An 18,487-nucleotide genomic window follows, 5' to 3' on the forward strand; every position below is an offset into this window, starting at 1 on the left:
TCTCTCCTGGCCTCAGCGGGGCCTGTATCCAAGTAGTGAATCTTGCCGAGCCCTGATCTGCTCACTGTTCCTGTACGGCACCCGGCTCGGGAACGGTGACGGGAGCGTCGCCCGGTACCGGCGGCTGAAGCATCGCGTTCAGTATGGCAAGAATCAGGACCAGTGCGATGGCAATCCAACACAGTGCCCGGCCAATGTAGCGCTCGGGCTGGCGTCGAATCTGGCGCAGCCCCATCACGGCGAAGATGGCGGCGGCGATGTTCAGCGGCGGCAGGCTACCCTGGAACAGCAGGGCGATGAGTGCGGTGACGATGGCGGTCATGGCCCAGGGGGCATGGCGTCGCCGCGGCGAATCCTGTGAGGAGCTGTTGCGTTCCAACGAATCGTCTCTCTCTGTCGATTCAGCAGTAGCCCCTCATGCTAAGCGTAAAGCGCCGTTGTCACCAACCCCGGGTACAGACGGCTCAGCGGTTGCGACGCGGTTCACGACTAGCCGAGAGAGTAATAGAGACCGAATCGGCGAAGCGAAGCGCGTGCGGCTTGTCGATCTCGACCTGTGCCATCAGAACCTGCTCGTGCGACATGATCAGGTCGAGAACCTCTCGCGTCATGCGCTCGAGAAGCAGGAAGCGATTACCCTCCACTAGCTCGATCAGCTCCTTGGTGATCGTACGGTAGTTGAGCGCCTGTTCGATGTGGTTGAACTCCACCGCCTTGTCGGCTCGATAGCGGAACACTGCATTGATGACCACGTCCTGGCGGTTGTTGATCTCATCGTCCTTGATACCGATGAAGGTACGCAGGCGCAGATTCTTGATGCGAATCGTGGCCAGGTCGTGATCGAGATGCTGGTCGTCCAGGGCATGCAGCGGCATCGCGTTGGCTCCAAGGTGAGAAACGTCAGTCGCAAGGGGACAGGAAGGTACGCCCCCTCCCCTGGTCAGCGGCCGCTGACCAGTGTGAGAAATTCTTGGCGTGTCGGCTGGTTGTCGCGAAAGGTACCCAACATCACCGAGGAGGTCATGCTGGAGTTCTGCTTCTCGACGCCGCGCATCATCATGCACAAATGACGCGCCTCGATCACCACCGCGACGCCGCGGGCTCCGGTAACCTGCAGCACCGCCTCCGCGATCTGTCGCGTCAGGTTCTCCTGGATCTGCATGCGGCGGGCATACATGTCGACGATGCGGGCAAACTTGGAGAGTCCCAGCACCTTGCCGTTGGGCAGATAGGCGATATGGCACTTGCCAATGAAGGGCAGCAGATGGTGCTCGCACATCGAATAGAGCTCGATGTCCTTGATCAGCACCATCTCGTCGGTCTCACTCTCGAATACGGCGCCGTTGATGATCTCCTCGAGGGTCTGGGAATAGCCACGAGTGAGAAACTGCATCGCCTTGGCGGCCCGCTTCGGCGTATCGCGCAGTCCCTCCCGGCTCGGGTCCTCCCCCAGCTCGAGAATGATCTGACGATAATGGTTGGCAAGTTCTTCGTTCATGGTCAGGCCCCGCGACTACTGTTGCCATTGGTCTCGTGATGGCCCGGCCATCGCTTTTCTTTCATACAAAAAGTATACATAATAGTCATTCTGTACAACTTCTTACTTCCCTGGTCGCCATTTTACCGTAACGGTAGGTTCCTCGCAGGCGCTGTGTCGCAATCTGTCGCAATTAGCTGCGACATTCGTGCCACTGTGTCGCCCAGGTGGCTATGGTAAAATATTGGCCATCGAAGACTGCCGATCATGCGCAGCCTGGTCCTCTCGAGAGCCTGATATGATCAAGATTCCGGACGCCATACTGACCGCCAGCGGACTGGCCCTTCTTCTCCTGCCCCTGCACGCCTCGGCCGACACCCTTGCCCTTCCCAGCGACGCCGTCATCGGCGCCCAGGTGATCGATGATGTCGTGGTGGAAGGCGACGATGGGCGCCGCGACGACATCCTGCTTCGCCCCGCCATTGGGCTTGCCGAGGCCACCCATGAGCTTCCTGAGTACTGTGTCGTCGTCGGCGATGCCCGCCAGGAAGGCGACCGCCTGCGCCTCACCACCAAGGCCTTGACCTGCATCGAGACCAACGGCGGCGAGAGCGACATCTACAGCGGCGAGATCTCCGCAGCCGCCTATGAAGCGGATGGCAGCTACGGGCTAGCCGTGTGCGATGCCGATCGCTGTGTACTGCCCAGCGACCATCTGTTCCAGCTCCGACTGGCCAGCCGGCTGGAGATCGAGGAGCAGGACAACCCCTCCGCCCGCATCAACGAGCAACGCCGCCAAGCCGAAGGGGCTGGCGTCGCCAACCCGATCCCAGCCGAGCGCCCCGATCCCGACTCCGACCCCGATACGGACTGAGCCCTCCTTCGCCGGGCGCCCCTGCGGGCGTCCGGCTCAGGCCAGCCAGCGCGGCCCCCGCCCCAGTACCATGCGCTGCTGTTCCAGCTCCCGGAGGTGTCGGTCCCAGTAGCCGGTGTCGGTGACCCAGGGAAACGCCAAGGGAAAGGCCGGATCGTCCCAGCGCGATACCAGCCAGGCGCTGTGGCGCATGAGGCGCAACGTACGCAGGGGCTCGATCAAGCCCAGTTCGCGACGATCGAACTCCCGATGCTGCTCGTAGCCCTCCAACACTTCCGACAGCTGCATCTGCCACTCGGCTTCGTGCTCGGCGGTGAGAAACATCCACACATCCTGCACGGCAGGCGCCATCAGGCAGTCATCAAAATCCACCAGGGCGAAGTTGTCGTCACGCCCCAGCAGGTTGCCGATATGGCAATCTCCCTGGGTCCGGATCGTCTGCCTGGGTGACCAGGCGTATGCCGCGAGTTCATCATGCAGCGCATCCGAGATGCGTTCATAAGCCTGGCGCTGGCGCCGTTCCAGCCAGGGCGCAGCCAGCACGCGTGCCTGCGCCTCGCGCACCATGTCATCCAGGTCGAGCCTGATGCGATGCCGGAACTCGCCGCGCTCCCCTACCGCATGCACGGCACCAATCAGCTCGCCCAGGGCGAACAGGTGAGCGGGGTTCTCCAGCTCCGGCGCCTGCCCCGGCAAGTGGGGAAACAGCGCCAGCCGAAACCCCTCCACGTGATGCAGGCTACGCCCGGCCTCGTCGCGCCAGGGCACCGCCACGGCCACGCCTTCCCCGCGCAGCTCAGCGAGGAAGTCGTGCTCCTCCTGGATCTGCTCGTCACTCCAACGCTCGGGTCGATAGAACTTGGCCACCCAGCGCTGTCCTTCATCGTCATACAGCAAAAAGACGCGGTTCTCGTAGCTGTTCAGCGCGAACGGCTCCCCGGGCAACCAGAAGCCGAGCGACTCGATGGCCGCCACGACACGGGCAGGGGCAAGGGTGGCGAAAGGATGTGTCACGCTCTGCATGCTCTAAATCGACTGTGGGTTGTCATGGTAACAGCCAAACGCGGATGAGGGGATCACCCGCCCGCCAGCGGCGTACGCGCTACTGCCCAGGCCTCGACCTCTCGAGCTCCGGCTGCCAGGCAGGCTTGTGCCAGAGCATCCAGCGTAGCCCCAGTGGTCATGACATCATCGAGCAGCGCCACGCGGGACGGCAGCGTTCCCTTGACCACGAAGCCCCCGCGCAGGTTATGGTAACGCTCGGCACGATCAAGACCGCGCTGCGAGCGGGTATGCTGGCGCCGCTGCGCACGCGCCAACACCAGGCCGTGACGCGTTGCCAGGCGTCGGGCCAGCCAGTCGGCCTGATCGAAGCCGCGCTCCCGGGCCCGCCGGGGATGGAGCGGCACCGGTATCAGCGCCTCGGGCCAGGCCAGCGCCTCAGGCGACAGGCCGAGTTCGAACAGCTCGAGCAGTACGTTGCCGGCACGCGGCGAGGCATGAAACTTGAAGCGCTGCATCAACCTGGCCACTTCGTCCTCGTAGCGCAGCGGCACTCGCGAACGAATGAACAGCGGCGGCCGGGTCAGACAGTGGCCGCAGCGCTTGCCCGCCAGCGACCCCGGTGGCTGCGGTTCGGCGCAGTTGGGACAAGCCGGCAGGTTCCACGGCAGCGACTCGAAGCAGGCCTCGCACCAGGAGCGATCCCGCTCGGCCGGCGCCAGGCAGAAGCCACAGCGCCCCGGCAACGCCTGGCGTAGCGTGGCGTCGAGGCCATGCCAGAGCGAACTCAGCCAGCCACCTAGTCGCATGCGCCCAGGAATGTCATGCACGCCCCTTGGGGCGTGCCCGCTTCTGTTCCATGTAACGTTGCCTCGCAACTTACGCCTCGCAACTTACGCCGTACAGCTTCAGGGACGAAACCGACATTCTACCCGCTATGGTCGCTCTGGCCGCCAACGCCACAGTCAACCCCCCAGCACTTCCTGGTTGACAGAAAGTCGATTTCACGTACGCTCACAGTCAACCCAGAAACACCCCCAAGTTGACCGAGACGAGCCTACCATGACCGATGCCTCGCAGGCTGGCCCGAACGCACCAGCCTTCCATCAAGCGCCGATTCGTCACGACTGGTCGCTGGCCGAAATCGAGGCGCTGCTCGCGCTACCCTTCAACGATTTGCTATTCCGAGCCCAGCAGGTGCACCGGGCCCACTTCGATGCCAATGCCGTGCAGGTTTCCACGCTGCTGTCGATCAAGACCGGCGCCTGCCCGGAAGACTGCAAGTACTGTCCACAGTCGGGCCACTACACGACCGGGCTGGACAAGGAGAAGTTGCTCGAGATCGAGAAGGTGGTCGCCCAGGCCAAGGCCGCTCAGGAAGCCGGCGCCAGTCGCTTCTGCATGGGTGCTGCCTGGCGCAGCCCGCGCGAGAAAGACCTGACCGTGGTGATGGAGATGGTGCGCCAGGTCAAGGCATTGGGTCTCGAGACCTGCATGACGCTGGGCATGGTCGACACAGACCAGGCAAGCCGCCTGGCCGAGGCCGGCCTCGATTATTACAACCACAATCTCGACACCTCGCCGGAATACTATGGTGAGATCATCACCACCCGCACCTATGCCGATCGCCTGGAGACCCTGGCCAACGTGCGCGAGGCGGGCATGAAGGTCTGCTCGGGCGGCATTCTCGGCATGGGCGAGGCACCCCGCGATCGCGCCGCCCTGCTGCAGCAGTTGGCCAGGCTCGATCCGCATCCCGAGTCGGTGCCGATCAACATGCTGGTCAAGGTGCCCGGCACGCCTCTGGAGGATGTGGAAGATCTCGACCCCATCGAATTCATACGCGCCATCGCCGTGGCACGCATATTGATGCCGGCAAGCCACGTGCGCCTCTCCGCAGGTCGCGAGCAGATGGACGAGTCGACCCAGGCGCTGGCCTTCCTCGCCGGGGCCAACTCCATCTTCTATGGCGACAAGCTGTTGACTACCGGCAACCCCCAGGCCGCGCGTGACAAGGCCCTGTTCGCCAAGCTCGGTCTGCATCCTGAGCGGCGCAGCACCTGTCATGGCGACGATGCGCAGCAGGCCGCTCTCGAGACTGCCGTGGCGCACCAGTCGCAGCAAGCCCTCAGCGCGGCGCTGGCCTACGACGCGACCCAGGCCTGATGCTGATGTCGACGCTTTCGACCGCGTGGCCCCAGCGCCTCGCCGAGGCCGCGGCCGAGCGCCGTGGCCAAGGCCTGTGGCGCGAACGACGCACGCGCGGCACCGATCTGGTCGACTTCGCCGGCAACGACTACCTCGGCCTGGCCAATGACCCTCGACTGGCCGAGGCCCAGGCGAAAGGGGCGCGCCGCTTCGGTACCGGGGCAGCGGCTTCGCATCTGGTCAATGGGCATCTGGAAGTGCATGACGTCCTCGAGCGGCGCCTGGCCGAACTCGTCGGACGCCCCCGTGCGCTGCTCTTCTCCACCGGCTACATGGCCAACCTGGGAACGCTGCAGGCTCTGTGCGACGAAGCCACCCACGTCTTTCAGGACCGTCTCAACCACGCCTCGTTGCTCGACGGCGCCAAGCTGTCGGGAGCCCGTTCGCGGCGCTTTCATCACCGTGACCACGACGATCTCGAGCGCCTGCTCGCCCGGACACCAGCCGAGGCAGCCAAGCTCGTGGTCAGCGATGGCGTGTTCAGCATGGACGGTGACGTCGCCAATATCAGCGCACTGGCGGACCTCAGCGCCCGGCACGGCGCCTGGCTGATGATCGACGATGCCCATGGCCTGGGAGTACTCGGCGCTCACGGCGACGGCTGCGTTGGCCGCGCCCATGACGTCGAGCGCGTCCCGATACTGGTGGGAACCCTGGGCAAGGCACTGGGTACCGGAGGCGCCTTCGTTGCCGGCAGCGAGGCGCTGATCGAGCATCTGATCCAGTTCGCCCGCCCCTACGTCTACACCACCGCCCAGCCGCCCGGCGTGGCCGCCGCCACCCTCGCAGCGCTCGACATACTGGCCAGCGAACCCGAGCGTCGCGAGCGCCTACGTGACGCCATCGACTACTTCCGCCATGAGGCAGCCCTGCTCGGGCTACCGCTGGCCGATTCGTTCACGCCCATCCAGCCGCTCATGCTGGCCGACACCGGGCGGGTCATGCGCTGGGCCGTCGAGCTGCATGAGGCAGGCCTGGCGGTCGGCGCCATTCGCCCACCTACCGTGCCATGCGGCGAAGCCCGGCTACGCATAACCCTTTGCGCGAAGCACGGTCGGGAGGCGCTGGACCGGCTGCTGGAGAATCTCTCACGCCTACAGGGGGAGGAAGCGGGGTGACCAAGCTCGTATTGCTCTCCGGTTGGGGGATCGATGCCAGGGTCTGGCAGCCGCTAGCACCTTATTGGCCGCCGGGCATCGAGGTGAACACTCCCGACTGGCCGGGCTATGGCAACCGCGCCGGCGAAGCGGCACCGACAACCCTGCCCGAGCTGGCAAGCGCAATGCGCCATGAACTGCCGAGCGATGCTGTCTGGGTCGGTTGGTCGCTCGGCGGCCTGCTCGCCGGCGCATTGCTGGAGCACCTGCCGACACCTCGCGCCCTGATACTGGTGGGGGCCGGATATCGCTTCTGCAGCGAAGACGGCGTAACGTCAGCGGAGCTGGCTACCTTTCGCCGTGCCTTCGAGCGTGAGCCCCATGCCACCTGGCAGCATTTCCTTCGCTGGCAGTTGCAGGGGGAACCTTCTCCGCGCTCGGCACATCGCCGCCTGCTCGGCTTGCTGGGTCGACATCCCAGCGCTTCGAGCGAGACGCTGGCCCTGGGCCTCGACCAACTGGCGCAGCTCGATCTCTCCAGACAGCTCAGGACGCCGCCCTGCCCGATCCACCGCCTCGTCGGCGAGCGGGACAGATTGGTGGGAAAGACAGCCCAATTGGAGGCCGACCTGCTCCTCGCCGACAACGGCCACTGCCCGATGTTGACGCGCCCGGACGCTCTGGCAAGTCATCTCCTGATGCTGTTGCACGATAGCGCTCTTCTACCGGACGACGGCGAGGTCGTCGTATGACGAGGGCTCTGCAATACGCCACCGCCCCCTGCGAAGCCAGTGCCTGGCGCCGGCATGTGGCACGCGCCTTCTCGCGCTCGTCGGAACGCTACACCCGCCTGGCCAAGGCGCAGCAGCAGATGGGCGAGTCACTCTGGCCCCTGCTCCCTCCACGGGCGAGCCGCGTACTCGATCTGGGCTGCGGCCCCGGCCACTGGAGCCGGCGTTTGGCAACACGGTTCGGCTCGGAGTGCCGCGTGTTCGGTCTCGACCTGGCCCCGGGCATGCTCGAGGCCGCTCGCCACGAGACACCCGCCAATGTCGACTGGCTGTGTGCGGACGCTGCCGCCCTGCCCCTGGCCGACGGCCAGTTGGATCTGGTGTTCTCCAACCTGGCCATTCAGTGGTGCCCGGATCTCGATAGCGTGATGACGGAACTTCATCGGGTGCTGCGTCCCGGCGGCCGTGCGGTGATCAACACTCTGGGTCCCGGCACACTGAGCGAGGTCGCCCAAGCCTGGTCGTCGCCCCAGGCCCTGCTCGACTTTCGCTCGCGAGATCGACACCTGGCCTGTGCACACCTGGCCGGCTTCGCCCACGTTCACTGCCACGAGGTCACCGAGCGCTTCTTCTATCCCGACTTGGCAGCGGTCATGGATTCGATCAAGGGGGTCGGTGCCCAGACCCCACGCCCCGCCACGCGTCTGACCCGCTCCGACCTGGCCCGGGCCCAGCGGTGCTTCGAAGCACTGCGCGAGCCAGCTGGACTGCCGGTCAGCTATCGGCGCCTGACCCTCATTCTCGACAAGGAAGCGGAAGCATGACGCGTTATTTCATCACCGGCACCGACACCGATGCCGGCAAGACCCTGGTGACCGCCGGACTATTGGCACTGGCCCGCTCGCGCGGCCTGAGCACCCTGGGGCTCAAACCCATCGCCTCGGGCTGCCGGCGTACCGGCGCCGGCCTGCGCAACGACGATGCCCTCGCCCTGATGGCGCGTAGCGTACCGGCACTGGCCTACGAGACGGTCAACCCCTTTGCCTTCGAGCCGGCCATCGCCCCGCACCTGGCGACTCGCCAGGCGGGGACGAACATCAGCCTCGCCCAGCTTGGCGAACATGTCGCTCCGCTGCTGGAAGAGCCGCGTGACCTCATCCTGGTGGAGGGTGCCGGGGGTTGGCGCGTACCGCTCAACGACAGCGAGGATCTCTCAGGGCTGGCCACTCATCTCGACCTGCCGGTGATCCTCGTGGTCGGTCTCAGGCTCGGCTGCCTCAATCATGCCCGCCTGACGGCCGAGGCCATACGCGCGGATGGGGCGAAGCTGGCTGGCTGGGTCGGCAACCTGCTGGCTGCCGACTTCGCCCGTGACGCCTCGCTCTATGCCGACAACCTCGCCACCCTGCAGCACACCCTCGATGCACCATGCCTGGGGGTAGTGCCACGCCTGAGCCGGGTGGCGCCGGCCAGACGCCCGGAAGCCGCCGTGGCTCATCTCGAGCTACCCGAAGGCGATTGACTTGCGACCGAGGGTCCGTACAATGTGGACGCCTGCCCAGCCCTGCGGATGTGGTGGAATTGGTAGACACGCCAGATTTAGGTTCTGGTGCCTTCGGGCGTGGGAGTTCAAGTCTCCCCATCCGCACCATCATGGCTCGCGCCTGCCGAGTTTCGTGACGTCTTCGCCACGGTTTCCCCCTTTTCTACGGTTTCCTGCGTTCCCGTTTGCGACAGCGCTGCGCTGCCGCCGTGCTTTCGTGCGTCCTTCACACGTACAAGACGGAATATCCTTACACTCCTCCTCGCTCGAACTCATCCCCTCGCCCGCTTCGGAGGCACGATGACATCTCCCGTCTGGCATCCCTATGCCCACCTGCTCACCCAGCAAGCCGCCCCAAGGTCGTTGGCGGCGAAGGACCCCGTTTTACCTTGGAGAGCGGCGAGACGCTGCTCGATGCCACCTGCTCCTGGTGGTGCATGATCCATGGTTATGCCCATCCGCGCCTGGTAAACGCCATCAAGGAACAGGCCGACGCCCTGTGCCACGTGATGCTGGGAGGCCTCATCCATGAGCCCGCCGAACGCCTGGCCCGGGAACTGGTCAGGATCACGCCAACGGGGCTCAACCACGTTTTCTTCTCCGACAGCGGCTCGGTGGGCATGGAAGTCGCCATGAAGATGGCGGTGCAGTACCACCATCTGCGCGGCAAGCCAGAGAAGCATCGCATGCTGTCGCTAATGAAGGCCTACCATGGGGATACCAGCGGCTGCATGGCGGTATGCGATCCCGAGGAGGGCATGCACAGCCTGTTTTCGGGCTATCTGCCGCGCCACCACTTCGCCCCGGCGCCCAAGGCTGCCTATGATGCCGAACCCGACGCGGTAGCGCGCGACCTCGACGCCCTGCGCGCCGTACTGGAACGGCACCATCATGAAATCGCCGCGCTGCTGATGGAGCCGCTGCTGCAAGCCGCCGGCGGCCTCAACATGACCTCACCGCTCTATCTGAAGGGCGCGCGGGAACTCTGCGACGAATACGACGTGCTGCTGGTATTCGATGAAGTCGCCACCGGATTCGGCCGTACCGGCAGGCTGTTCGCCGCCGACCACGCCGCTGTCACGCCGGACATCATGGTGCTCTCCAAGGGACTGACAGGCGGCTACCTAGGCCATGCCGCGACGCTGGCCACCGACCGCGTGCACGATGCCTTCATTGGCGAGTCACCCCTGCACGCCTTCATGCATGGCCCCACCTTCATGGGCAACCCGCTGGCCTGTCGCGTGGCGCTGGAGAGCCTCGCCGTGTTCGAGGAAGAGAACTACCTGGACAAGATCGTCGCTCTCAACCGCGTGCTGTGTGAAGAGCTGCTGGATGACGAAGCGCTGCGGCATCTCCCACAGGTTGCGGACGTTCGCGTGCTGGGGCCACTGCGGTAATCGAAGTGACGGATGCCGCATACCTCGAGGGCGCCGCGGCATTCGCCCGTGGCCGTGGCGTCTGGCTGCGCCCCTTCGGGCGCTGGCTCTACACCATGCCGGCCTACATCACGCCCGAGGCGGACATGCGTCTCATCACGCACACGATGAAGGGCTGGTTCCTGAAATAAGAGGCGCTTGCCGGGCCGAACGCGACAGCGCCGCCCGAAGGCGGCGCTGTCGTCATGAGGCTGTTGCGCAGCTCGCTGCGTCAGGCCATGGCGGGCTGAGCGTAGGAGATCGGCGCCAGCTCGCGCTCGTTCTCGAAGGTGACGATCTCGTAGGCATCGGGCTGGGCCAGCAGCGCCCGGCACAGTTGGTTGTTCAGCGCATGGCCTGACTTCACGCCGCGGAACTCGCCGATCAGGCTATGTCCCAGCAGGTAGAGATCGCCGATGGCATCGAGCACCTTGTGCTTGACGAACTCGTCCTCATAGCGCAACCCACCTTCGTTGACGATGCGATACTCGTCGACCACGATGGCATTGTCGAGGCTACCGCCCAGCGCCAGGTTGTTGGCGCGCAGGTATTCGAGATCGCGCATGAAGCCGAAGGTTCTCGCCCGCGAAACCTCCTTGACGAAGGAGGTCGTGGAGAAATCCACCACGGCGGTCTGCTTCTGCTCTTCGAAGACCGGATGGTCGAACTCGATGGCGAACGTCACCTTGAAGCCCTGATGCGGCAGGAAGCGAGCCTCCTTGCCATCATCTTTCACTACCACTTCACGCTTGATGCGGATGAACTTCTTGGGCGCCTCCTGCTCGGCGATACCAGCCGACTGGATCAGGAACACGAACGGTCCGGCGCTGCCATCCATGATCGGCACTTCGGGAGCGCTGAGATCGATATAGGCGTTATCGATTCCCAGCCCAGCCAATGCCGACATGAGGTGCTCCACGGTCGCCACCTTGACGTCGCCGCGGGAAAGCGCGGTGCACAGTGTCGTGTCGGTGACCAAGGAGGCACTGGCCGGAAGCTGGACTTCAGGCTCCAGGTCCGTACGCACGAACACGATACCAGTGTTCACCGGGCCGGGCGCAAGGTCAGGTAGACCTTCTTCCCGGAATGAAGACCGACGCCGGTGGCGCGGATGGTATTTTGCAGGGTGCGTTGTCTGATCATGGGCAGTAGCCAGGCCGTTGTATGTTATCAAACACCGTTCACTATAACACCGAACGAGTGTTTCAACAAAAAAACATCTCCTGGCCCTGCCTAAGCGTGCAATAGCTTTTGTCAATCGGCTTGACGACGCAGGAAGGCCGGGATATCGAGATAATCGTCCAACTCCTGAGGCGAACGACGCTTCTCCGGTTGCGGCTTGGCCGCTTCCTGAGGCTCGGCCTTGGGCATCGCGCTCTGCTGGCGCATGGCCGGCTGCGCACGCTGACGATATTCGCTGCCTTCGTTGCGCTTGACGGTCTCGCGCCCGGCAGTCGCCTTGACCTGGCGCCCCTCGAGACCCGCAGCCACCACGGTGACCCGCAATTCGTCGGACATATCCATATCGATGGAAGTGCCCACCACGATGGTGGCGTCCTGGGAGGCGAACTCCTGAACAGTGGCACCGACATCGTTGAACTCGCCGATGGAAAGGTCCGGGCCGGCGGTGATGTTGACCAGGATGCCGCGTGCGCCGTGCAAGTCGATATCCTCCAGCAGCGGGCTGCGGATGGCCTTCTCGGCGGCCTCGCGGGCACGGTTCTCGCCGGTGGCGCCGCCGGTGCCCATCATCGCCATGCCCATCTCGGACATCACGGTGCGCACGTCGGCGAAGTCGACGTTGATGATGCCGGGGCTGGTGATCAGCTCGGCAATCCCCTGCACGGCGCCCAACAACACGTCGTTGGCAGCACTAAAGGCGGTCAGCAGGCTGGCGTTCTTGCCCAGCACCGAGAGCAGCTTCTCGTTGGGAATGGTGATCAGCGAGTCGACGTGCTCCGACAGCTCCTTCATGCCTTCTTCGGCCACGCGCATGCGCTTCGGCCCTTCGAACGGGAACGGGCGAGTGACGACAGCCACGGTGAGGATACCCAGCTCCTTGGCGATCTGGGCCACGACCGGCGCCCCGCCGGTACCGGTACCGCCGCCCATGCCGGCCGTAATGAAGACCATGTCGGCACCGCTGATCAGCTCGGCGATACGCTCACGATCCTCCATGGCGGCCTGACGCCCCACATCGGGGTTGGCGCCAGCACCCAGCCCCTTGGTGATCTCGTTGCCGAGCTGGAGTACGGTCTTGGCGGCCACCCGCTTGAGCGCCTGGGCATCCGTGTTGGCGCAGATGAACTCGACGCCTTCGATATTGCTCTCGACCATGTGGTTCACGGCGTTGCCGCCGCCGCCGCCCACACCGACGACCTTGATGACCGCACTGCTCGAGGGTGCGCTATCTACCAGTTCGAACATAAGCCCCGTCTCCTGGACCGCGCCGCGGCCCTATTAGAAATTTCCTTTCAACCAGCCCTTGAGTTTTGCCAGCGCCGGAATCCCTTCCCATCCTCCACGCTGGGAGACGTCATCGCGCCTAGGCGGCGCTGCCACCACTCTACCCCCGCGACCATGCCCTTGCCGAGCCTCCTGAAGGGCGTAATGTAGCAAACCTACGCCGGTGGAATAAATCGGGTTGCGCACCACGTCGGAAAGCCCGCGCACGTTATGAGGGCAGGCGATGCGCACCGGCATATGGAAAATCTCCTCGGCCAGCTCGACGACACCCTCCATGCGCGAGGTGCCACCGGTGAGCACTACACCGGCAGCCACCAGATCCTCGTAGCCACTGCGCCGCAGTTCGTCGCGGATCAGCGTGAACAGCTCCTCGTAGCGCGGTTCCACCACTTCGGCCAGGGCCTGACGCGACAGGTCGCGAGACGGTCGATCACCCACGCTCGGTACCTTGATCATTTCGTCGCTGGCGGCCAGCTGCGTCAGGGCGCAGGCGTACTTGACCTTGATTTCCTCGGCATATTGGGTCGGGGTGCGCAGCGCCATGGCGATGTCGTTGGTCACCTGATCGCCGGCAATCGGAATCACTGCCGTATGCCGAATGGCACCTTCGGTAAACACGGCGATATCGGTGGTTCCCCCTCCGATATCGACCATGCAAACGCCAAGTTCGCGTTCGTCCTCGGTCAGTACCGCCATGCTCGAAGCCAGTTGCTCGAGGATGATGGCATCGACTTCGAGCCCGCAGCGACGCACACATTTATCGATGTTTTGTACCGCATTGAGTGCAGCAGTCACCAGATGCACGCGCGCCTCGAGACGCACGCCGGACATGCCGAGCGGCTCACGAATGCCCCTTGGGTGTCGATGGCGAACTCCTGGGGTAGCACATGCAGGACACGCTGCCCTTCGGAGATGGCCCGCGCCCGAGCGGAATCGATGACACGATCGATATCGGAAGGCGTCACTTCGCGCTCTTTAATCGCAACCACGCCGTCGGAGTTCATCGAACTGATATGACTGCCGGCCACCCCGACATACACCGAATGGATGTCACAGCCTGCCATCAGCTCGGCCTCTTCCACGGCGCGCTGGATCGACTGCACGGTCGACTCGATGTTGATCACCACGCCCTTTTTCATGCCGCGAGAAGGGTGCGACCCGATCCCGGCAATCTCGATGCCGCCGTCATCGGTAGGCTGTCCGACGATGGCCACTACCTTGGACGTTCCGATGTCCAGTCCGACAACCATATTAGATGAGTTGGAAGTGACAGCCATGCGCCGGAGTGTCTCCTGAAACTTGACCCGCTGAGCGTTCCATTAATTCTGATAAATGGTCATTGCGCCCATTATAGAAACAACTGGCGTTAAACCACCAGTCCATTGCGAAAAACCTGGTTCACGATACGGGTTATTGAAGACAAAGAAAATAGCGCGGCGGCTGCAAGATGAGGCCGGTGCGTGACATCGGGTTTCATCCTGTACCGTCGCCCTCCTCCTCAATCTCGGTTTCGCCATGCCAGGCCACGGCCACACCGTTGGGATAACGCAGGTCGATGTAGCGGATATGCGTCGCTTGCGAACCGAGCTGACGCTGCCAGGCGGCGGCGAGTCTGGCCAGACGCGCCTCACGGTCGCTACGACCCAGCATTACCCAGACACCGTCGTCGAGCTGAAAGCGCCAGGCGCCGCGCGGCTCCAGCCGCAGTTGGGTAATGGTCAAGCCCAGCGCTTCGAAGCGCGGCTTCAACCGGTCGTGATAGGCCAGAACCTCGGCCCCGCTACCTACCGGACCGGCCAGGTCCGGCAGATCTTCAGGTGGCGCTACCGGGGCAAAGGCAAACGGTTCGCCCTTGGGGTTGAGCAGATAGTCATCGTTCCAGCGGGCCACCGGAACCTGCTCGACCAGCTCGAATGCCAACGTATAGGGCCACTCGCGTGCCAGCCGTACCTCGGCCAGCCAGTCGATGTTGCGTGCACGGCGGCGCAGCTCGGGAAGATCCGCCGACAGCCAGGTCTGACCCTGCAGCAGCGGCGCCAACTGCGAGCGCAGATAGTCGGCACTGACATGCTGCAACTCGCCGCGAATCGCGACCCGTTCGATGGGACGATCGAGCCAAGTCCACAGGGCGCGTCCCCCGGCACCCAGCAGTATCAGCAGCAGCAGAATTCCCAACGTCGAGCCGCGTGTGGTCATGCCCGGCGTGGCTCCAGCGTGGTGGCCAGTATCTGCAGCACCAGTTCGTCGAAACCCATGCCGGCATGGGCAGCCGCTTGAGGCACCAGGCTATGGTCGGTCATTCCCGGCGAGGTATTGGCTTCGATCAGCCAGAAGCGCCCTTCGCCATCGCACATCACGTCGATGCGCCCCCACCCCTCGCCGCCGATGGCCTCGAAGGCCTGGCGACACAGCTCGCCGAGCTCCGCCTCCTGTGTGGCCTCGAGCCCACAGGGCAGATGGTAGCGCGTATCGTTGGAATTGTACTTGGCCTCGTAATCGTAGAAGCCGCTAGGGACTTCGACGCGGATGGCGGGCAACACGCGCGCGCCCAGCAGCGAAACCGTGTACTCCTCACCGCGAATGAAGCGCTCGGCCATGACCCGTGCATCGAAGCGAGCCGCCTCATGGTAAGCCGCTTCCAGGGCCTCACGGCTTTCGACGATGCTGATGCCCAGGGTAGAGCCCTCGTGCACCGGCTTGACGATCAGCGGTAGACCCAGCCGGGCCACGATGTCTTCCCAATCGGAATCGGCTTCGAGCATCAGCGATTCGGGAGTGGGCAGCCCCACGGCCTGCCAGACCAACTTGGTACGCTGCTTGTCCATGCCCAGCGCCGAGGCCAGCACGCCGCTGCCGGTGTAGGGGATGCCGAGCAGCTCGAGCGCCCCCTGCAGGGTGCCGTCTTCCCCACCCCGACCATGCAGGGCAATGAATACGCGATCAGGGGCAAGCGCTTCGAGACCGACTAGCCCGCCGTCGGCGGGATCGTAGCCAATCACGTCGACGCCGCTACGCTCGAGTGCCGCCAACACCGCCGCGCCACTTCTGAGGGATACCTCGCGCTCGGCGGAATTTCCACCGTACAGTACGGCGACCCGCCCAAACTCGCTTGCCCGCATCATAGCTCCACCTCATCGAGAATCAGTCGGCTCTCGGCCAGCCCCAGCGCGATACCGCCCACATCACCCGCACCCTGAGTGATCAGGATGTCGTCGGCTCGCAATACCTTGGCCAGCAGTGCCGGCAGCTCCGACTTGTGCTGCACGAAAATCGGATCGAGCGTGCCACGCTGACGTATGGAGCCCGCCAGGGTCTTGCCGTCGGCCCCAGGGATCGGGGTCTCTCCGGCGCTGTAGACGTCAAGCAGCAACAGCACGTCGACTCCGGCAAGCACACGCACGAAGTCCTCGTAGAGATCGCGCGTGCGAGTGAAGCGGTGCGGCTGGTAGATCATCACCAGCCGTCGCTGGGGCCAGCCGGCCCGCACCGCCTTGATCACCATCTCCACCTCACGCGGGTGGTGGCCATAATCATCCACCAGCATCACCTCGCCGCTACCGCTCGGTGGCGCGAAATGCCCATGCACCTGGAAGCGGCGCCCTACCCCGGCGAACCCGGCCAGCCCGCGCAGAATGGCGGCATCGTCGACGCCGGCATCGGTTGCCACGGCGATCGCCGCCAGGGCGTTGAGCGCATTGTGCCGACCCGGCATGCCCAGGCGTACCTGCAGCGGTGCCAGCCCATCGGGGCGCAGCGCGGTGAAGGAAACCTCTCCCCCCTGCTGGGTGAAGTCGGCAATCCGGTAGTCAGCATCCTCGCTGAAGCCGTAGGTGACGAACTGTCGATGGATGCGATCGAGCAGTCCACGCACGTGCTCGTCATCGATGCACAGGATGGCCAGGCCGTAAAAGGGCAGGTTATGCAGGAACTCGATGAAGGTACCCTTGAGCCGTTCGAAATCGCCGCCGTAGGTACTCATGTGATCGGCGTCGATGTTGGTGACAATGGACACCATCGGCTGCAGGTGGAGGAACGAAGCGTCCGACTCGTCGGCCTCGGCGACCAGGTAGTCGCCCTCGCCCAACCGGGCATTGGTACCGGCGCTGGTCAGCTTGCCGCCGATGACGAAAGTCGGATCGAGCCCGCCTTCGGCCAGCAGTGTCGCCGTCAGGCTGGTAGTCGTGGTCTTGCCGTGGGTACCAGCTACCGCGATACCGTGACGGAAACGCATCAGTTCGGCCAACATCTCGGCACGGCGCACCACCGGCACGCGATGCTCCTGGGCCCAGCGAATCTCCGGATTGGCCGAATCCACGGCGGTGGAGACCACCACCACATCGGCCCCGGCAACGTTGTCCTCGGCGTGGCCGATGGCGACGCGAATGCCATGCTCACGCAGACGGCTCACCACCGGAGAGGCTTTCAGGTCGCTGCCGCTGACCTGATAGCCCTGGTTGGCGAGCACCTCGGCGATGCCGCACATGCCGGCACCGCCGATGCCGACGAAATGGATGTGCCGAATACGGCGCATGCCCAGGCCCCGCCCATGGCGGGGCAGCGTTGCCTGACCGGGAACCGGCCTCAAGGTGCTATCGCTCAAGCGCTGTCTCCATGCAACCGGCCACCAGGCGCTCGACGGCATCGAAGTGGGCGCATTGGCGCGCCTGCCGGGCCATGGTGGCAAGAGTGTCGGGTTCGAGCAGCGTCGTCAGGCTCTCGGCCAGCGCCGCTGCAGTCATCTCGTGTTGCGGCATGAGCCGGGCAGCCCCCGACTCCACCAGGGCACGCGCATTGGCGGTCTGGTGATCGTCCACCGCATGGGGTAGAGGCACGAACAGAGCCGGCTTGGCAGCGGCGGCCACTTCGGACACGGTCAGTGCCCCGGCCCGACACACCACCAGGTCGGCCCAGGCATAGGCCTCGGCCATGTCATCGATGAAGGCGCTCACCTCGGCCTCGACGCCATACTCCGCGTAGGCCTCACGGGTGGCCGCGTCCTTGTCGCGACCGGCCTGGTGGCGTACCTCGGGACGGCGCTCCTCGGGCAGCGCGGCTAGCGCTTCGGGAAGGCGCTGATTGAGCGGAAGCGCCCCCAAGGAGCCCCCCACGACCAGCATTCGCAAGCGCCGCTCCCGCATCGCCTGTGCCTCGCGCGGCGACTCGCCCAAGGCGGCGATCTCGTCGCGCACCGGATTGCCGACCACCTCGCTCCGACTGCCGAATGCCTGCGGGAAAGCGGCATAGACACGTCGGGCGAGGCGAGCCAGCACGCGGTTGGTCAAGCCGGCCACGGCGTTCTGCTCATGGATGACCAATGGCCGGCGCAGTAGCCAGGCCGCCAGCCCACCAGGGCCACTGGCGAAGCCGCCGAGGCCCACGACCAATACCGGATCGAGCCGGCGGATGATTCGCGCCGCCTGCCATACCGCACGGGTCAGATTGAACGGGGCCAGCAGCCAACCAGCCGCCCCGTTACCGCGCAGGCCGGCCACCGAAATATGGTGCAGAGGAAGCTCAGCCGCTGGCACCAGGCGGTTCTCGATGCCCTGAGGACTACCCAGCCAATGCACCTCCAGCGCTTCATCCCGCAGGCCACGAGCCAACGACAGCGCCGGGATCACGTGTCCGCCGGTGCCGCCTGCCATGATCAGTACACGCCGCCTTGCTGCCTGCT

At 64.6% G+C, this 18,487-nt stretch carries 16 protein-coding genes, 1 tRNA gene and 3 pseudogenes; 8 read left to right on the forward strand and 12 right to left on the reverse strand.

The genetic code is table 11. From position 1 onward, the window contains the following. Positions 1 to 61: 61 nt before the first annotated feature. The 3 genes from EKK97_RS14730 to folE form a co-directional block, all read right to left on the reverse strand. Positions 62 to 379, reverse strand: coding sequence for a DUF4190 domain-containing protein (locus EKK97_RS14730; RefSeq protein WP_159552998.1), 318 nt, complete (start codon positions 377 to 379; stop codon positions 62 to 64). A gap of 85 nt (positions 380 to 464) precedes the next feature. Further along, positions 465 to 875 (reverse strand): dihydroneopterin triphosphate 2'-epimerase, encoded by a 411-nt coding sequence (folX, locus tag EKK97_RS14735; protein WP_159553000.1) that lies wholly within the window; start codon positions 873 to 875, stop codon positions 465 to 467. 65 nt (positions 876 to 940) lie between these two features. Next, on the reverse strand, positions 941 to 1,498 hold the full coding sequence (gene folE / locus EKK97_RS14740) for a GTP cyclohydrolase I FolE (protein ID WP_159553002.1): 558 nt from the start codon (positions 1,496 to 1,498) through the stop codon (positions 941 to 943). 277 nt (positions 1,499 to 1,775) lie between these two features. Here folE and EKK97_RS14745 point away from each other — a divergent pair, with 277 nt between their 5' ends. Continuing rightward, complete coding sequence (locus EKK97_RS14745) at positions 1,776 to 2,351, forward strand: hypothetical protein (RefSeq protein ID WP_159553004.1); 576 nt, start codon at positions 1,776 to 1,778, stop codon at positions 2,349 to 2,351. Positions 2,352 to 2,387: 36 nt separating this feature from the next. Here the strand turns inward: EKK97_RS14745 and EKK97_RS14750 are convergent, their stop codons facing one another. Both EKK97_RS14750 and EKK97_RS14755 read right to left on the reverse strand, forming a co-directional pair. Beyond that, the gene (locus tag EKK97_RS14750; protein WP_201296897.1) at positions 2,388 to 3,374 is read right to left on the reverse strand and encodes a serine/threonine protein kinase; all 987 of its coding nucleotides are present in this window, start codon (positions 3,372 to 3,374) and stop codon (positions 2,388 to 2,390) included. 53 nt (positions 3,375 to 3,427) lie between these two features. Beyond that, on the reverse strand, positions 3,428 to 4,162 hold the full coding sequence (locus EKK97_RS14755; protein ID WP_159553006.1) for a ComF family protein: 735 nt from the start codon (positions 4,160 to 4,162) through the stop codon (positions 3,428 to 3,430). Positions 4,163 to 4,415: 253 nt separating this feature from the next. On the opposite strand from EKK97_RS14755, the gene bioB reads away from it, so the two are divergent. The 7 genes and pseudogenes from bioB to bioA all read left to right on the forward strand — a co-directional run bounded on the left by bioB (position 4,416) and on the right by bioA (position 10,499). Further along, positions 4,416 to 5,519, forward strand: coding sequence for a biotin synthase BioB (gene bioB / locus EKK97_RS14760; RefSeq protein ID WP_159553008.1), 1,104 nt, complete (start codon positions 4,416 to 4,418; stop codon positions 5,517 to 5,519). A gap of 5 nt (positions 5,520 to 5,524) precedes the next feature. Beyond that, positions 5,525 to 6,679: an 8-amino-7-oxononanoate synthase gene (bioF, locus tag EKK97_RS14765; protein WP_159553010.1), complete on the forward strand. Its 1,155-nt coding sequence runs from the start codon at positions 5,525 to 5,527 to the stop codon at positions 6,677 to 6,679. Then, positions 6,676 to 7,410: an alpha/beta fold hydrolase gene (locus tag EKK97_RS14770; RefSeq protein ID WP_234286883.1), complete on the forward strand. Its 735-nt coding sequence runs from the start codon at positions 6,676 to 6,678 to the stop codon at positions 7,408 to 7,410. The genes bioF and EKK97_RS14770 overlap by 4 nt, the downstream gene beginning before the upstream one ends. Continuing rightward, the gene (locus EKK97_RS14775) at positions 7,407 to 8,213 is read left to right on the forward strand and encodes a methyltransferase domain-containing protein (protein ID WP_159553014.1); all 807 of its coding nucleotides are present in this window, start codon (positions 7,407 to 7,409) and stop codon (positions 8,211 to 8,213) included. The genes EKK97_RS14770 and EKK97_RS14775 overlap by 4 nt, the downstream gene beginning before the upstream one ends. Further along, positions 8,210 to 8,911 (forward strand): dethiobiotin synthase, encoded by a 702-nt coding sequence (gene bioD / locus EKK97_RS14780; RefSeq protein ID WP_159553016.1) that lies wholly within the window; start codon positions 8,210 to 8,212, stop codon positions 8,909 to 8,911. Before EKK97_RS14775 ends, bioD begins: the two co-directional genes overlap by 4 nt. A 44-nt stretch (positions 8,912 to 8,955) precedes the next feature. After that, a tRNA-Leu gene (locus EKK97_RS14785) sits at positions 8,956 to 9,040 on the forward strand. Positions 9,041 to 9,232: 192 nt separating this feature from the next. Beyond that, positions 9,233 to 10,499, forward strand: a pseudogene (gene bioA / locus EKK97_RS14790) (adenosylmethionine--8-amino-7-oxononanoate transaminase). 80 nt (positions 10,500 to 10,579) lie between these two features. Here bioA and lpxC read toward each other — a convergent pair. The 7 genes and pseudogenes from lpxC to murG all read right to left on the reverse strand — a co-directional run bounded on the left by lpxC (position 10,580) and on the right by murG (position 18,458). Next, a pseudogene (gene lpxC, locus EKK97_RS14795) lies at positions 10,580 to 11,490 on the reverse strand (UDP-3-O-acyl-N-acetylglucosamine deacetylase). Positions 11,491 to 11,601: 111 nt separating this feature from the next. Beyond that, positions 11,602 to 12,774, reverse strand: coding sequence for a cell division protein FtsZ (ftsZ, locus tag EKK97_RS14800; protein ID WP_159553018.1), 1,173 nt, complete (start codon positions 12,772 to 12,774; stop codon positions 11,602 to 11,604). Between the two features lie 33 nt (positions 12,775 to 12,807). Beyond that, positions 12,808 to 14,090: pseudogene (gene ftsA, locus EKK97_RS14805) on the reverse strand (cell division protein FtsA). A gap of 196 nt (positions 14,091 to 14,286) precedes the next feature. After that, complete coding sequence (locus EKK97_RS14810) at positions 14,287 to 15,009, reverse strand: cell division protein FtsQ/DivIB (protein WP_159553020.1); 723 nt, start codon at positions 15,007 to 15,009, stop codon at positions 14,287 to 14,289. Further along, on the reverse strand, positions 15,006 to 15,935 hold the full coding sequence (locus EKK97_RS14815; protein ID WP_159553022.1) for a D-alanine--D-alanine ligase: 930 nt from the start codon (positions 15,933 to 15,935) through the stop codon (positions 15,006 to 15,008). The genes EKK97_RS14810 and EKK97_RS14815 overlap by 4 nt, the downstream gene beginning before the upstream one ends. Then, positions 15,932 to 17,344 (reverse strand): UDP-N-acetylmuramate--L-alanine ligase, encoded by a 1,413-nt coding sequence (murC, locus tag EKK97_RS14820; RefSeq protein ID WP_159555810.1) that lies wholly within the window; start codon positions 17,342 to 17,344, stop codon positions 15,932 to 15,934. The genes EKK97_RS14815 and murC overlap by 4 nt, the downstream gene beginning before the upstream one ends. A 58-nt stretch (positions 17,345 to 17,402) precedes the next feature. Then, entirely contained in the window at positions 17,403 to 18,458 is a 1,056-nt protein-coding gene (gene murG / locus EKK97_RS14825; RefSeq protein ID WP_234286918.1) for an undecaprenyldiphospho-muramoylpentapeptide beta-N-acetylglucosaminyltransferase, read from the reverse strand. Between the last annotated feature and the right edge of the window lie 29 nt (positions 18,459 to 18,487).

It is taken from the genome of Billgrantia tianxiuensis, assembly GCF_009834345.1.
Taxonomy (GTDB): Bacteria; Pseudomonadota; Gammaproteobacteria; order Pseudomonadales; family Halomonadaceae; genus Halomonas; species Halomonas tianxiuensis.